Source organism: Longispora urticae (genome assembly GCF_053902585.1).
This window is the reverse complement of sequence record NZ_JAQZSH010000028.1, coordinates 145,800-162,454: the sequence shown is the minus strand read 5'-3', so window position 1 is coordinate 162,454 and position 16,655 is coordinate 145,800. Positions and strand designations below refer to the sequence as shown.

Below are 16,655 nucleotides of genomic sequence, written 5' to 3'. Positions count from 1 at the left end.
CACAAAGGCGCGGCGGAAAGGAGATCCATGAAGCCCTGGATGCCGTTCGGGTATGGATGACACGAGGGGGCCGGGGCGTCCGTGGACGCCCCGGCCCCGTGGAACCCCGGTGGTTCAGCCGGCCATCTGCTCCCGCAGCGAGCGCGGTCGCAGGTCCGTCCAGTGCGCCTCGACGTACTCCAGGCACTCCTCACGGGTGGCGTCGCCGAACACCGTCGTCCAGCCCGCCGGCGCCGGGATGAAGGCCGGCCACAGGGAGTGCTGGTCCTCGAGGTTGGTCAGGACCAGGAACCGGCCGTCGCGGTCCTCGAACGGGTTCGTGCTCATCGGGTGTGCTCCTCGCTGCTGGTGATGCTGGACAGGGGACGATCCGGGTCGGTGACCGCCGCGCCGAGGACGGCGAGCAGGTCCGTGGCGAGCCGCTCGGCGGTGCCGCGGTCGAACAGGTCGGTGGCGTAGATCAGGTCGCAGTGCACGGGCGTGTCGCCCCGGGGCTCGTAGAAGCTGAGCGTCAGGTCGGCGGCGGCCGCGCCGGTCGGCACCTCGTCGAGGTCGCCGAGGCCGTCGGACAGGGTGGCCTCCTCGTGGTGCACGACCATCACCCGGGGGTGCGCCGGGTCGAGCCCGGCGGCGGCCAGCACGTCCCCGATCGGGACGTCCTGGTGGTCGAACGCCCGCAGGTCGGTCTCGCGGACCCGGCCGAGCAGTTCGGTGAAGCTCGGGTCGCCGGCCGTGTCGGTGCGCAGGACCAGGGTGTTGACGAAGCAGCCGACGAGCCCGGCGAGGGCGTCCTCGGTCCGGCCGGCGGCGAGGGTGCCGATCGGCAGGTCTCCGCCGGCCCCGTGCGCGGTGAGCAGGGCCGCGAGCGCCGCCTGCAGCACCATGAACATGCTGGTCCCCGTCGTGCGGGCCAGCGCGTCCACGCCCCGGTGCAGGTCCACGTCGAGGGTGAGGCCGACGACGTCGCCGCCCCCGGTGGGTGCCGCCGGTCGCGGCCGGTCGGCGGGTAGAGCCACCTCGGCGGGTACGCCGCGCAGCGCCTCCCGCCAGTAGCCGAGCTGCCGGGCGGCCAGGCTGCGCGGGTCCGCCGGGTCGCCGAGCACCTCGTGCGCCCAGAGGGCGTAGTCGGCGTAGGTGACCGGGAGCGGGGCCCAGTCGGGTGCCCCGCCGGCGAGCCGGGCCTCGTACGCGCTGGTCAGGTCCCCGATCAGCGGCACGACGGACCACTCGTCCACGAACAGGTACGACGCCGTGAGCAGGAGTGCCTGCTCGCCGGCCCCGTCGGTGAGCAGCCGGACCCGGAAACCCGGCTGGGCCCACTCGGAGCCGAGCGCCACGAGCCGGCCGTCGAGGTCGCCGCCCGGGGGCAGCACCTCCAGCGCGGGCCGCTCCCCGCACGGCACCAGGGCCCCGTCGACGACCCGGGTCCGCAGCGCCGGGTGGCGTTCCACCAGGTCGCGCACCGCCGCCGTCAGGGCCGCGAGGTCCAGCGGGGCCGGCGGGCGCAGGGCGAGGGCGATGTCCGGGGCCGCGTCGAGCCCGGTCCACTGCCGACGCTGGGCCGGGGCGATGGGCACCGTCCCGGGCAGGGGGCGGGGCCGCAGCGGGGCGCGACCGGCCGCCGCCGTGGCCAGCAGTCCGGCGACGCCCGCGACGGTCGGGGCGTCGAACACGTCCCGGATCGCGATGTCCACCCCGAACGCGGCCCGGATCTTCCCGACGAGCCGCATGGCCGCCATGGAGTGCCCGCCGAGCGCGAAGAAGTTGTCGTGCGCGCCCACGTCGGCCAGGCCCAGGACGTCGCCGAACACCCCTGCCACCACCTCCTGCTCGCGGGTGGCGGGCCGGGCGTCGCCGGTGAGCCCGGCCCAGTCGGGGACGGGCAGCCGGCGCCGGTCGAGCTTGCCGTTCGGGGTGAGCGGCAGCGGCCCGTCGAGGACGAGCACGGTGGCGGGCACCATGTAGTCGGGCAGCGCGGCGGCGGCCGTGGCCCGCACCTCGGCGGGGTCCACGGCGGAACCGGCGGGCACCACGTAGCCCACGAGCCGCGCGATGTCCCCGTCCCTGTGCGCCAGCACGGCCGCCTGGGCCACGCCGGGGTGCCGGGCGAGGGCGGCCTCGACCTCGCCGAGTTCGATCCGGAAGCCCCGGATCTTGACCTGGTCGTCGACCCGGCCGAGGAAGTCGAGGTTGCCGTCGGCCCGCCACCGGGCCCGGTCGCCGGTCCGGTACATCCGGGCCCCTGAGCCGGGTGCCGCGAACGGGTCGGCCACGAACCGCTCGGCGGTCAGCCCGGGCTTGCCCAGGTAGCCGCGCGCCAGGCCCCGGCCGCCGACGTACAGCTCGCCGACCACGCCGACCGGCACGGGCCGGAGCGCGGAGTCGAGCACGTAGCACCGGGTGTTCGGGTCGGGCACGCCGATCGGAACGGCCCCGGACCAGCCGGGTACCGCGTCCCACAGGGTCGAGTTCACGGTCGCCTCGGTGAGCCCGTACGCGCCGAAGAGCCGGAGCCGTTCCGCCCAGCGGCCGACGAGGTCCGGGGGCACGGTCTCCGTACCCACCAGCACGACGGCGTCCTTGGGCAGCTCGCAGTCGGCCGGCAGGGCCGAGACCAGCGACGGCGGCAGGATCATGTGCGTGATCCGCCGGTCGTTGACGAACTCGGTGAGCGCCGGGCCGGGCACCCGGGCGTCGTCGGGCACGCAGACCAGCCGGCCGCCGACGCACAGCGCCATGGCCAGCTCGAACACGAACACGTCGAACCCGATCGAGGCGAACTGGAGCACCCGGCTGTCGGGGCCGACGCCCATCCGGTGCGCGGCGGTGGCCACGAGGCTGCCGATGCCCTCGTGGGTGAGGACGACGCCCTTGGGCCGGCCGGTGGAGCCGGACGTGTAGATCACGTAGGCGGCGTGCTCGATCCCGGCCGGGGCGGCCGGCAGCGGAAGCGTGTTCGACGGTTCGTCCAGCGCCAACCGGGGGACCACGTCCGGCAGGACCGTGGCGGGGTCCGCGACGACGAGCCGGGCCCGGGAGTCGGTGAGCATGTAGGACAGCCGGTCGGCCGGGTGCGCGAGGTCCAGCGGCAGGAACGCCGCGCCCAGCTTGAGGGTGCCGAGCACGGCCGCGACCAGGTCCGCGGACCGGGGCAGGGCGAGCGCGACGACGTCCTCGCGGCCGACGCCCCGCGCGGCGAGCAGCCGGGCGACGGCCGTGGCCCGCTCGTCGAGCTGGGCGTAGGTGACCGACCGGTGCCGGTCCACGACGGCCACGGAGTCGGGGGACACGGCCGAGCGGGCCTCGAAAGCCGCGATCATCGACAGTTCGGTGACGGGGCGGACGTTGTCGTTGAAGCCCTCCAGCACCCTGTGGCGCTCGTCCGGGTCGAGGACGTCGAGCCGGCTGACGGTCAGGGTCGGGTCGGCGAGGGCCGCGTCGAGGAGGCGGACCAGCCGGTGGCCGATCCGGGTCACCGTCGCGGGGTCGAACAGGTCCAGCCGGTACTCCAGGTAGGCGCCCCCGTCGGAGAACGTGAAGGCCAGGTCGAACTTGGCGGTACCCGTCTCGAAGTCCACGAACTCCGTGTCCAGCCCCGCGAGCGCGAAGTCGTCCCCGACCGGATTGCGGTAGGTGACCATGACCTGGAACAACGGGTTCCGCGACAGCGAACGCACCGGGTTGCACGCCTCCACGACGGCCTCGAACGGCACGTCCTGGTGGTCGAACGCGGCGAGGTTGGCCTCCCGCACCCGGTCGACGAGCCGCGCGAACGTCGGGTCCCCGGAGGTGTCCGCGCGCAGCACGAGGGTGTTGACGAAGAACCCGACCAGGTCGTCGAGGGCCGCGTCGGTCCGGCCGGCGACCGGCACCCCGACCGGGATGTCCGTGCCGCAGCCGAGCCGGGACAGCAGCGCGGCGACGGCGGCCTGGAAGACCATGAACCCGCTGGCGTTGTGCTCCTGGGCCAGCCGGCGCACCCCCGCGGCCAGCTCCGGGGTGAACGCGATCCGTTCGGAGCCGCCCCGGAAGTCGGGGACGGCCGGCCGGGGCCGGTCGGTGGGCAGTTCCAGCTCCTCGGGCAGGCCGGCGAGCGCGGTACGCCAGTAGTCGAGCTGCCCGGTCGTGTCGAGGGCGTGCTGCCAGAGCGTGTAGTCCGCGTACTGCACCGGCAGCGGCTCCCAGCCGGGGGCGCCGCCGGCCAGCCGGGCCGCGTAGGCTTCCGCCAGGTCCGTCAGGAACGGCCCGTCGGACCACTCGTCGGTGGTGACGTGGTGCAGCAGGACCACGACCAGGTGCTCGTCCGGCGCCGTCTCCGACACGGTGACCCGCAGCGGGATCTCCGTGCCCAGGTCGAACGGCCGGTCGATCGCGGCGGCCAGATCGAGATCGGCGACCACCTCGAAGGGTACGTCCGCGGCGAGCACCCGCTGGTACGGCTGCCCCTCGTGCTCGCCGAACACGGTCCGCAGCGCCTCGTGCCGCTCCGCCACATCGGTGAACGCGGCCCGCAGCGCGCCGAGGTCCAGCGCCCCGCGCACGGTGAACGCGATCGGGAAGTTGTACGCCGAGGAGTCCCCGTCCAGCTGCTGCACCAGCCACAGCCGCTGCTGCGCGAACGACAACGGCAGCCGCTCCGGCCGGTCCTGGCGGACGAGCGGCGCCCGGTCGGACACCCCGATCCGGCGCACCAGGTCCGCGACGGTCGGCGCCTCGAACAGGTCCCGGATGGACAGCTCCGCCGACAGCGCGGTCCGGGCCCGGCTGACCAGGCGGGTCGCGAGCAGCGAGTGCCCGCCGAGGTCGAAGAAGCTGTCGTCCACGCCCACGGCGGCGACACCGAGCACGTCGGCGTACAGGGCGCACAGGACGCGTTCGGCCTCGGTGGCCGGGGCGCGGCTCGGGGCGGTCGGGGTGGCGTCCGGCGCGGGCAGGGCCCGGATGTCGAGCTTGCCGTTCACGGTCAGCGGCAGCCGGTCCACGACGACGAGGGCCGCCGGGACCATGTAGACGGGCAGCTTCGCCTTCAGGTACTCCCGCAGGTCCGGGGCGTCGCCCACCACGTACCCGACGAGGCGTTTGTCGAGGACCACGACGGCGGCGTGCGTGACGTCGGGGTGCGCCTCGATCGCGGCCTCGACCTCGCCCAGCTCGATCCGGTAGCCGCGGATCTTCACCTGGTCGTCGGTGCGGCCCAGGAAGTCCAGGTTGCCGTCCGGGCGCTGCCGGACCAGGTCACCGGTCCGGTACATCCGGGCGCCGGGCGCGCCGAACGGGTCGGCGACGAACCGGTCCGCCGTCAGCCCCGCACGGGCGTGGTAGCCCCGGGCCAGGCCGACGCCGCCGACGTACAGCTCGCCGGGCGCGCCCACCGGTACGGGCCGCAGGCAGCTGTCCAGCACGTAGGCGCGGGTGTTCCAGATTGCCCGGCCGATCGTGGGGGTGTCGCTGTCCGTGGTGCCCCCGCCGAGCGTGTTGATGGTGTACTCGGTCGGCCCGTACAGGTTGTACCCGAGCGTGCCCTCGGCGTCGCGCAGCGCGGACCACACCGCGTCGGACACCGCCTCGCCGCCGAGCAGCACGAGCGCCGGCCGGTGGTGCCCGTCGGCGAGCAGGCCCTCCTCGATCAGGTGGTGGGCGTAGGTGGGGGTCACGTTGATGACGTCGATCCGGTACGCGTCGCAGTAGGCCACCAGGGCCTCCGCGTCGCGGCGCAGCTCCTCGTCACACACGTGCACCTCGTGGCCCTCCACGAGCCACAGGAGCTCCTCCCACGACATGTCGAAGGAGAACGACACGGTGTGCGCGATCCGCAGCCGCCGGCCCGCGCCCGCCACCACCGGGTCGAAGATGGCCTCCCGGTGGTTGAGCTGCATGTTCGTCAGCCCCCGGTACGGGGTCACGACGCCCTTCGGCCGCCCGGTCGACCCGGATGTGTAGATGACGTACGCCGGGTGCTCCAGGCTGAACGTCAGCCCGAGGGCCTCCGCCGGCAGCGCGTCGAGCCGGGCGGCCGTCGCCGGGTCGTCCAGCAGCAGCGCAGGCACCCCGGTCGCGGGCAGCGTCGCCGCCACGGCCACCGTGGACACCACGCACAGCGGGGCGGCGTCGTCGAGCATGAACGCCAGCCGGTCGGCCGGGTAGTCCAGGTCCAGCGGCAGGTACGCCGCCCCGGTGCGCAGGACCGCGAACAGCGCCGCGACCATGTCCGCCGACCTCGGCAGCGCCAGGGCCACCACCCGCTCGGGGCCGGCCCCCGCGGCCACCATCAGCCGGGCCAGCCGGTTGATCCGCGCGTCGAGTTCCGCGTACGTCCACGCCTGCGCGCCGAACACCAGCGCGGTCTCGTCGGGGGTGCGGGCCACCTGCTCGGCCAGCAGGTCCGCGACCGTACTCCCGTCCAGCGGGCGGCGGCTGACGTCCCAGTCCAGCTCCAGCCGGGCGCGCTCGGCGGCCGGCACCACATCGAGGGCCCCGACCAGCACGGACGTGTCCTCGACCAGGCGTTCCACGAGGGTGGTGAACCGCTCCAGCAGCGCCCCGGCGGCGGCCGGCGAGATCAGGTCGGCCCGGTAGTCGAGCCGGACCAGGAGCTTGTCCTGCGGGGCGATCACCAGCACCACCGGGTAGTGGGTGGCGTCCACGCTGCCGGAGGACACGATGCCGTGCCGTTCCTTGAGGCCGGCCAGGTCGTCGTCCCCGCCGGAGAAGTTCTGCAGCACGTACAGGGTGTCGAACAGCTGGGCGTGGCCCGCGCCGCGCTGGATCACGCCGAGCCCCACGTGCTCGTGCGCCATCAGCCGGCCCCGGTCGTCCTGGATCCGGCGGAGCAGGGCCGCGACCGTCTCGCGCGGGTCCAGCGCGACCCGGACCGGCACGGTGTTCAGGAACAACCCGATCACGGACTCCACGCCGGGTACGTCCGCCGGCCGGCCCGCCACCGTGGTACCGAACACGACGTCGTCGCGGCCGACCTGGTTGGACAGCGCCAGGGCCCAGGCCGCGTTGAGCACCGCGTTGAGGGTGACCCCGGCGCGCCGGGCCTCCTCGCGGACCCGGTCGCTGAGCCGCTCGGACAGCACCGCCTCGTGCCGCCGCGGGATGACGGGTTCGCGGTCCCGGCCGGCCGGACCGACCAGCGTCGGCTCCTCCAGGCCGGCGAGCGCGTCGCGCCACGCGTCGGCGGAGGCCGCCACGTCCTGGCCGGCGAGCCAGGCGAGATAGTCGCGGTACGAGCCGGGGGTCTCGCCGCCCGCGCCGCCCGTCTCGTACAACGAGAACAGCTCCTGGAGGAACAGCCCTTCCGACCAGCCGTCCCACAGGATCAGGTGGTGGCTGACCACCAGCCGGTCGTGGTCGCCGAGCCGGAGCAGGAGCAGCCGGCACAGCGGCGGCCGGTCCAGGTCGAACCGGCGGGTCCGGTCGGCGGCCATCAGCTCGGCGACCCGGGCGTCCCGCGAGTCCGGGTCCAGCGCCGACAGGTCCACCTCGACGATCGGCAGCTCGGGCGCGGCGGCCACGAACTGCACCGGCGAGGGCAGCCCGTCGCTGGTGAACCCGGCCCGCACGCTCGGGTTGCGGGCCAGCAGCGCCCGGCCGGCCACCCGGAGCCGGTCCAGGTCGACCCGGCCCAGATCGAAGAAGTCCTGCGCGGTGTACAGGTCGATCGCGCCGGCGTCGTAGCTGGAGTGGAAGTACAGGCCCTCCTGGAGCGGGGACAGCGGCCAGATGTCGGACACCGGCCCGCCCGCCGCCGCCTCGACCCGGACGATGTCCTCCTGGGACAGCGCGAGCACCGTGAGGTCCGACGGGGTCAGCCCGGTCGACTCCCCGGCCGCCAGGCCGCGCAGCGCCTCCGCCCACCGGTCGCCGAGCGCGGCGACGTCCGCCTCGGACAGCCCGCCCTCCGACCAGGTCCAGGTGACCTTCAGCCGGGGACCGTCCGGAGTCTCCTCGCACACCGCGTCCACCTGGAGCAGGTGCGAGGGCGCGATCCCGCCGTTGACCTGCTCGGGGAGCTCGGCCGCCGGGGTCCAGTCCGCGCCGGTCGCGGCGGGGAACCGGCCGAAGTAGTTGAACAGCACCTGGGGCGCGGCCATCCGGGCCAGGATCGGGGCGACCTGCGCGTTGAGGTACCGCAGCAGCCCGTGCCCGAACCCGCCGTCCGGCACCGCCCGGAGCTGCTCCTTGACGTTCTTGACCACGTCCCAGCCCTCGCCCGGGGCCAGCCGGACCGGCTGCACGCTGGTGAACCAGCCGACCGTGCGGGACAGGTCCAGGCGCGCGCCGAGGTCCTCCCGGCCGTGCCGTTCGACGTCCACGAGCAGGTCGGTGGGGGAGTCCACGGCGAGTCGCAGCCCCGCGAGGAGCACGTCGGTGACGTCCGCGTGCGCCGCCGCCGGGACGGTCGTCAGCAGCGGGGCGGTCTCGGCGGCGGTCAGCCGGGTGACGCGCTGCCGGGCGGTGCCGCCGACCACGCCGCCGGGGACCAGGTCCGCGCCGGGGGCCAGGGTCGCGGCCCAGTGCGTGAGTTCGTTCAGCCGGGCGGGCTGCTGGGCCTCGTCGGCGACGGCCTTGGCGAAGGTGCGCAGCGAGGTGGCCACGGGCGGCAGCTGCTCGCCGTGCCATGCCGAGGCCAGGTCCTCGAACAGGATCCGCCAGGACACCCCGTCGACCGCCAGGTGGTGTACGGCGAGGAGCAGCCGGCCGGGCGCGTCGGTACCCGCGTCGCACCACACGGCCTGGAGCACGGCCCCGTTGTCGGGGTCGAGGCGGTGCACGGCGGCGGTGAACTCCTCGGCGACCACCTGCCGCAACGCGGAACCACCCGCGGCGGTCGCGCCGTGGGCTCCGGCCGTGCCCGCGTCGGCCGCGTCCCGGGCGACGGCCCCGGACACGTCCACGGTGCGCAGCACGTCCTCGGCGCGGACCGCGCCCACGGGCCGGGTGTCCAGCGACCACAGCACCGACGCGATCCGGGTCAGCTTCAGCCGCAGCGCCGCGTGGTGGTCGATGACGGCCTGCAGCGTCGCGGCGATCGACGCGGCGTCGGCCCCGGCCGGGGTGGTGACCAGCATCGGCAGGGTGTAGCCGGCGATGTCGGGGCTGTGCTCGCGCAGCCAGTGCACGATCGGCAGCGCCGGCACGTCGCCCACGCCGTCGTCGACCGGGCCGGTGCCGGCCGGCGGTGCGGCGGGGGTGGCGACGGCGGCCAGGGCGGCCGGGGTGCGGTGGGCGAACACGTCTCGGGGGCTGATGTCGATGCCGTTTCGTCGGGCGTGGCTGGAGACGCTGATGGACAGGATGCTGTCGCCGCCGAGGACGAAGAAGTCCTCCTCGGGGGCGACGTCGGGCAGGCCCAGGACCTGGGCGAAGACCGCGCACAGGGCGGCGGTCGCGGGGTCGGCGGCGACCGGGCCGGTCCCGACGCCGGTTCCGGCTCCGGCGGCGGTGGCGGCGTCGGCTGTCCGGCGGGCCTGACCGGTCGAGCCGCCGGCTCCCGGCACCGGCCGCGTTCCCCGCGCGACCTCCGGGGCCGGCAGCGCCGCCCGGTCCACCTTCCCGCTCGGGCTGAGCGGCACCGCGTCGAGCACCACGAACGCCGCCGGCACCATCGGCGCGGGCAACGCCCCGGCGACCCCGGCCCGCAACGCCTCGAAACTGACGGCGGCACCCGGCGCGGGCACGACGTACGCCACGAGCCGCAGTGCCCCCGGCCCGTCCGTGCGGGCCAGCACCACGGCCTGGGCCACGGACGGTTCCCGGATCAGGCAGGCCTCGATCTCGCCCAGTTCGACCCGGTGCCCGCGGATCTTCACGTGCTGGTCGGTGCGCCCCCGGTACTCCAGACCCCCGTCGACCAGCGCCACGACGTCCCCGGTGCGGTACATCCGCGCCCCGGGCGGGCCGTACGGGTCAGCCACGAACCGGTCGGCGGTGAGCCCGGGCCGGTCGTGGTAGCCGCGCGCGACCTGGTCCCCGGCGACGTACAGCTCGCCCTCGCCCGCGTGCCGCAGCCCGGCGTCGAGCACGTAGAGCCGGGTGTTCCACACGGGACCGCCGAGCGGCACCACGGACTCCTCGGTGCCGTCGGTACCCCACCAGGTGACCTGCACGGCGGCCTCGGTGGGCCCGTAGAAGTTGTCCAGCCGGGTACCGGTCAGCGCGTGCCACCGGGCGGCCAGGTCGGCGGTGAGCGCCTCGCCGCCGCTGGACACCCAGCGCAGGCTCCGGGCCCAGGACGGGTCGGCGGTCACGTCGTCGGACCGCAGGAACGCCTCGACCATCGAGGGCACGAACGTGACGGCGCTGACCCGGTGCTCCCGGATCAGCCCGGCGAGGTGCGCGGGGTCGGAGTGCCCGCCGGCCGCCGGCAGCACGACCGCGGCGCCGGTGGTGAGCGGCCAGAACAGTTCCCAGACGGAGGTGTCGAAGCTGGGCGAGGCGAGTTGCAGCATCGCGTCGCCGGCCCCGAGGGGGAACCGGTCGGCGGACCAGGCGAGCTGGTTGCCGATCGCGGCGTGGCTGACGACGACGCCCTTGGGGGTGCCGGTGGAGCCGGACGTGTAGATCAGGTAGGCGGCGTTGTCGGGCCGCACGGTGCCCGGAGCGGGCAGGCCGGCGGCCTCGGCGCGCGCCTCCGCGCCAACCGTGCCCACACCAACCGTGTCGACGCCGACCGCGTCCGCGCCGTCCACCAGCAGCGGCACCACCCCGTCCACGTGCGGCAACCGGGTGTCCCCGGTGGTCAGCACCGTCCGGGCCCCGGAGTCGGCGAGCATGAACCGCACCCGCTCCACCGGGTACTCCGCGTCCACCGGCAGGTACGCGGCCCCGGCGTGCAGCACCGCGAGCAGCGCGACCACCAGGTCCACGGAACGCGGCACCGCGACGGCGACGACCTCCTCGGGCCGCACGCCCCGTCCGACCAGCACCCCGGCGAGCCGGCGGGCGCGGCCGTCGAGTTCGGCGTACCTGACCCGCTCCGTGCCGGCCACGACCGCCACCGCGTCCGGCGTCCGCGCGACCTGCGCCGCGAACGCCTCGGCCAGGGTCCCCCCGGCCACGTCCACGGTGTCCCCGGACAGCACGACGGCGTCCACGAGGTCGATCCGCGACACGGGCACCGAGGCATCGGCGGCCACCGCCACCAGGAGCCGGACGAGCTGCGCGGCCAGCAGCCGCGCGTCGGCGGGCGACACCCGGCCCGGGTCGTGTTCGAGGCGCAGGTCGAGCCGGTCGCCGTACCCGACGAGCAGGGCCAGCGGGTAGTGGGTGGCGTCCAGGCTCCGGGTACCCGTCACCGCGAGGTCCCCGGAGCGCGGCAGGTCCCCGGTGGGCAGGTTCTCCGACACGACGAGGGTGTCGAACAGTTCGCCGACGCCGCCGATCCGCTGGAGTTCGGCGAGCCCGAGGTGCTGGTGGTCCAGCAGCCGGGACTGCTCCTCCTGCAACCGGGTGAGCACGGTCGCGACGGAGTCCCCGAGCGACCAGCGCAGCCGCACGGGCAGGGTGTTGATCAGTGCCCCGACGAGGGACTCCACCCCTTCGACCTCGGCGTGCCGGCCGGAGACGGTGGTGCCGAACACCACGTCCTCCTTCGCGGTCCGCCGGCCGAGCAGCAGGCCCCACGCGCCCTGCACGACGGTGTGCACGGTGACGCCCAGGTCGCGGGCCCGCGCGGTCAACGCGCCGGTCAGCCCGTCGGGCAGCGCGACGGCGACCTGCTCGGGGTGCCCGGCGGCACCGGGGGCGACCAGCAGGCAGGGCCCGTCGAGCTGACCCAGGGCCGCAGTCCAGGCCTGTCGGGCCGCGTCCCGGTCGCGACCGGCGAGAAACTCCAGATATTCCCGGTACGAGGGGGCGGCCCCCAACCGTGCCGGGTTCCCGTCGGGCGCGTACCGCGCGAGGAGTTCCCGGACGATCAGCGGCTCCGACCAGCCGTCGGACACCAGGTGGTGCAGGGTGATCACGAGCCGGTGCCGCTCGGGGCCGGTCGGCACGAGCAGGAACCGGACCAGCGGCGCGGCGGCCAGGTCGAACCGGCGGGCCCGTTCCCCGGCGGCGAGCACGTCGGGGTCCCCGACCGCCTCCCGCCAGTCCACCTCGACCCGGCCGGCGATCAGCTGCACGACCTGCCCGTCGGCGCGCTGCCGGAACCCGGCGCGCAGCGGGGCGTGCCGGTCCAGCAGGTCCTGGGCGGAGCGGCGCAGGGCGGCGGGGTCGAGCGGGCCGGCGAGGTCGAGGTGCTGCTGGGGCACGTACAGGTCGGCGGCGGACGCGTCGAACAGGGCGTGGAAGTACAGGCCCTCCTGCAGCGCGGTCACGGGGAGCACGTCGGCGAGGTCGGGCACGGCGGCCTCGTACCCGTCGACCTCGTCCTGGGTCAGCGCGAGCAGCGGGAAGTCCGAGGGGCTGTGTCCGGTGCCGGCGTGCCGGGCGAGCGCGCCGAGGGCGGCGAACCACAGCTCGGCGAACGCGGCTACGTCCCCGTCGGCGAACACGCCGGCCGGCCAGGTCCAGGTGGCGGTCAGGGTCGGCTCGCTGTCGACGTCGCGGGCCGCGCAGTTCACCTCGAGGAGGTGCCCGAGGGGCATGGCCGGGTCGAACGCGTCGCCCATCGGCTCGGCCTCGGGGGCCGCGTCCCACGCCACGGCCTCGCCGATCGCGAACCGGCCCAGGTAGTTGAACAGCAGCGGCGGGACGGGCAGGGCGCCCACCTCGGCGCGGGTGTCCGGGTTGAGGTGCCGCAGCAGCCCGTACCCGATCCCGTCGCCCGGGACGGCGCGGAGCTGCTCCTTGACCCGGCGCAGCACCTCGCCGACGACCGGGCCGCCGGCGAGGAACGCGTCCCAGTCGACGGTCCCCGGGTCCAGCCGGACGGGGAAGATGCTGGTGAACCAGCCGAGGGTGCCCGACAGGTCGGCGGACCCGAGGGACTCCTCGCGGCCGTGGGACTCCAGGTCCAGTACCAGCGGGGAGTTCTGCCACTTCGACCACGCGACGGTCAGCGCGGTGAGCAGCACGTCGTTGACGGCGCCGTGGTAGTTGGCCGGCACGCTGGTCAGCAGCGGCGCGGTCAGCCCGGACGGCAGCGTGACGGTCAGGTGCCGGGCGGTGCCGGCGGTGTCGCGGCCGGCGTCGAGTTCCCGCAGGCCCGGGGCCGGCACGCCGCCCTCGAACACCCCGGCCCACCAGTCCTGTTCGGCTGCCCGGGCTGAGGACTCCGCGTGCAGCACCTCCGACCAGCGCCGGAACGAGGTGCCCACCGGCGGCGGGGTCACACCCGTGGCCAGGTCCGCGAGGTCGGAGCACAGGATCCGCCACGTCACGCCGTCGACGACGAGGTGGTGCAGCGCGAGGAACAGCCGGTCGGCGTCGGGGAACCAGACGGCCTGGACCATGATCCCGGCGTCGGGGTCCAGCCGGCCGACCGCCGCCCGGGTGGCCTCCTCGGTGACCGGGCCGGCCACGGTGGCCAGCGGCACGTCCACGGTGCCCGCCGGCGCGACCTCCAGGGCCCAGCCCTCGTCGCGCCGCAGCCGGGACCGCAGCAGGTCGTGCCGGTCGGCGAGGGACCGCAGCGCCGCGCCGATCCCGTCGAAGCCCGCCGGCACGGTGAGCAGCATGGACTGGTGGAAGGCGCCGATGTCGCCGCCCAGTTCGCGCAGCCAGTGGATGATCGGGGTCGCGGCCACCAGACCCACCCCGTCGTCGGACACCACGGTCCGGGTGTCGGCGGCGACGGCGGCGAGCCGGGCCACTGTGCGGCGTTCGAACACGTCGCGGGGGCTGAGCACCAGGCCGGCGCGCCGGGCCCGGCTGACCAGCTGGATCGCCACGATGCTGTCGCCACCCAGAGCGAAGAAATTGTCGTGTACGCCGACCCGGGGCAGCCCCAGCGTCTCCGCGAACAGGGCCGCCAGGGTCTCCTCGGCCGGCCCGGTCGGGGCGTCGTCCCCGGTCATCGCGGCCCAGTCTGGGGCGGGCAGCGCGGCCCGGTCGAGCTTGCCGTTCGGGGTGAGCGGCAGCGGCCCGGCGAGCAGCACGACGGCCGGCACCATGTACTCCGGCAGCGTGTCCGCCAGGTGTGCCCGCAGCGCCACGGGGTCGACGTCGCCCACGGCGTACCCGACGAGGCGTTTGACGCCCGGCTGGTCCTCGCGCACGGTCACCGCGGCCTGCCCGATCCCGGGGTAGGCCATCAGCACGCTCTCGATCTCGCCCGGCTCGATCCGGTAGCCGCGGATCTTCAGCTGCCCGTCGGAGCGGCCGAGGAAGTCGAGGTTGCCGTCGGCGCGCCACCGGGCCCGGTCGCCGGTCCGGTACATCCGCGCGCCGGGCCCCGCGTACGGGTCGGCCACGAACCGCTCCGACGTCAGCCCCGGCCGCCCGAGGTAACCCCGGGCCAGCCCCCGGCCGCCCACGTACAGCTCGCCGACGACGCCCACCGGCACCGGCCGCAGCGCCGAGTCGAGCACGTAGCACCGGGTGTTCGGGTCGGGCCGGCCGATCGGCACCGGGCCGACCCAGTCCTGCTCGGCCGCCCACAGCGTCGAGTTCACGGTCGCCTCGGTCAGCCCGTACGCGGCCACCACGGTCAGCCGGCGCGCCCACCGCGCGATCAGCTCCGACGGCACGGTCTCCGTACCGACGATCAGGACGGACCCGTCCGGCAGCGCGCAGTCCTCCGGCAGCGCCGCGACCAGCGACGGCGGCAGGATCATGTGCGTGGCCCGGTGCTCGGCGACATAGGAGGTCAGCGCCTCGCCGGCCACCCGGCGCTCGGCGGGCACGATGATCGCCCGGCCGCCGACGCACAGCGACATCACGAGGTCCCACACGGTCACGTCGAAGCCCACGGACGCGAACTGGATGACCCGGCTGGTCCGGTCGATGCCGATCCGGGCGGTCGCGGTGGCCACCAGGCTGCCGATCCCGTCGTGGGAGCAGACGACGCCCTTGGGCCGGCCGGTGGAGCCGGAGGTGTAGATGACGTACGCCGCCTGGTGCAGCGCGACCGGCACGTCCAGCGGGGAGCCGTCGAACCCGTCGGCCTCGTGGAGCAACGCGGACGGGACGGCCACGTGGTCCCGGGCCCGGACCGCCGGCACGTCCCCGGCCAGCTCCGGCACGGTCAGCACCAGGCGCGCGGCGGCGTCGGTGACCATGTAGTCCAGCCGGTCGGCCGGGTGGTCGAGATCCAGCGGCAGGTACGCGGCCCCGGCCTTCATGACGCCCAGCAGCGCGACGACCAGCCCCACGGACCGGGGCACGGCGACGGCCACGACATCCTCGGCGCCGACGCCCCGGGACCGCAGCAGCCGGGCGACCCGGTTCGCGGCGGCGTCGAGCTCCCCGTACGTGAGCCGCTCCGCCCCGCACACCAGGGCCACGGCCCCCGGGTCCCGGCGCGCCTGCTCCTCGAACGCGGCGGGCCAGGTCAGATCGGCGACCGGCACCTCGTCGGTCGCGAACTCACCCAGCACCCGCGCGCACTCGTCGTGCGACAGCAGGTCGACGGTGCCCACGGGCCGGGAGGTGTCGAACGCGTCGAGGACGGCGAGGAAGCGGCGTTCGTGGTCGGCCAGCTCGTCGGGGGTGCACGCGGCGGGGTCGGCGGCGAGGACGAGGCGGTCGGGGTACACGAAGAAGGAGAGGTCGTTGACCGGGCCCCGGGACAGGTCCACGAGCGGCCACGGCCCGCTGCCGGGTACGACGGTGACGGCCGGCCCGACGAGTTCGCGGATCCCGCCCGGTACCCGCAGGTCCCGGCACAGCTCCTCGGCCCGGTACCGCGAGTGCGCGGTCAGGTTCCCGACCGCCGCCGCGACCTCGGCGACCAGGTCGGTGGTGCGGGTGTCCGGCCGGACCGCGACCCGCAGCGGCAGCACGTTGGACACCATGCCGGGCACGTCGCGGGTCGACGGGTCGAGCCGCGCCGACACGGGCAGGCCCAGCACGAGGTCGCGCGCGCCGGTGACCCGGTGGGTGTAGGCGGCCACGGCCGCGATCACCCGCGCGGGGTCGGCGACCCGGTCGACGGTCCGGCGGAGGGCGAGCCGCGGGGCGTCGGAGGAGGCGGGTTCCACGAGCCGGGTCGGCTCCGGCAGCCCGGCCAGCCGCTCGGCCCACCAGGCCCGGTCGTCGGCCGGGTCGTAGGCCGCCTCGGCGTCGAGCAGCGACCGGGGCCCCCACCCGGGGGCCCCGGTCGTGCCTTCGTACCGTGCCGCGGCCGCCCGGGTCACGGCCGCCGCGCCGTCGGGGTCCATCACGAGATGGTGGTATCGCTGGAACCACCACACCCGCCCGTCCTCCAGCGCGAACAGCGCGTGCCCGGTCAGGTCCGTGGCGGTGGTCAGGTCCGCCCGCATCCGGTGCAGCGCGTCGTCCGCCGTGCACCGGTGCACCGGCACGTCCACGGTCGCGGCCACCGGCTCCTGGCGGGGCCGGCCGTTCACCTCGGTGAACGACACGTGCAGGCACCCGGCCGCCCCGACGGCCCCGCGCACGGCGGAGACCAACCGGTCGAGGTCGACGTCGCCGCCGACCTCGACATACCCGCCGAGCTGGTACGCCGAGCCGTGTCCGAGCTGGCTGGCGTACCAGATCCCCTCCTGAGCGCGGGTCAGTTCCATTGCCGTGTCGCCTTTCCG

The 16,655-nt window shown here is 75.4% G+C and carries 2 protein-coding genes; both read right to left on the bottom strand.

Annotated features, from left to right (window positions below; translation table 11 throughout):
* Positions 1-114 precede the first annotated feature (114 nt).
* On the bottom strand, positions 115-327 hold the full coding sequence (locus PT931_RS18640) for an MbtH family protein (protein WP_363722726.1): 213 nt from the start codon (positions 325-327) through the stop codon (positions 115-117).
* Positions 324-16,637 (bottom strand): amino acid adenylation domain-containing protein, encoded by a 16,314-nt coding sequence (locus PT931_RS18635; protein WP_456246998.1) that lies wholly within the window; start codon positions 16,635-16,637, stop codon positions 324-326. Before PT931_RS18635 ends, PT931_RS18640 begins: the two co-directional genes overlap by 4 nt.
* Positions 16,638-16,655: the final 18 nt, after the last annotated feature.

Bases quoted from the DNA above. Each gene is read 5' to 3' on its own strand.
- PT931_RS18640 (WP_363722726.1), bottom strand. From the start codon at position 327: ATGAGCACGAACCCGTTCGAGGACCGCGACGGCCGGTTCCTGGTCCTG.
- PT931_RS18635 (WP_456246998.1), bottom strand. From the start codon at position 16,637: ATGGAACTGACCCGCGCTCAGGAGGGGATCTGGTACGCCAGCCAGCTC.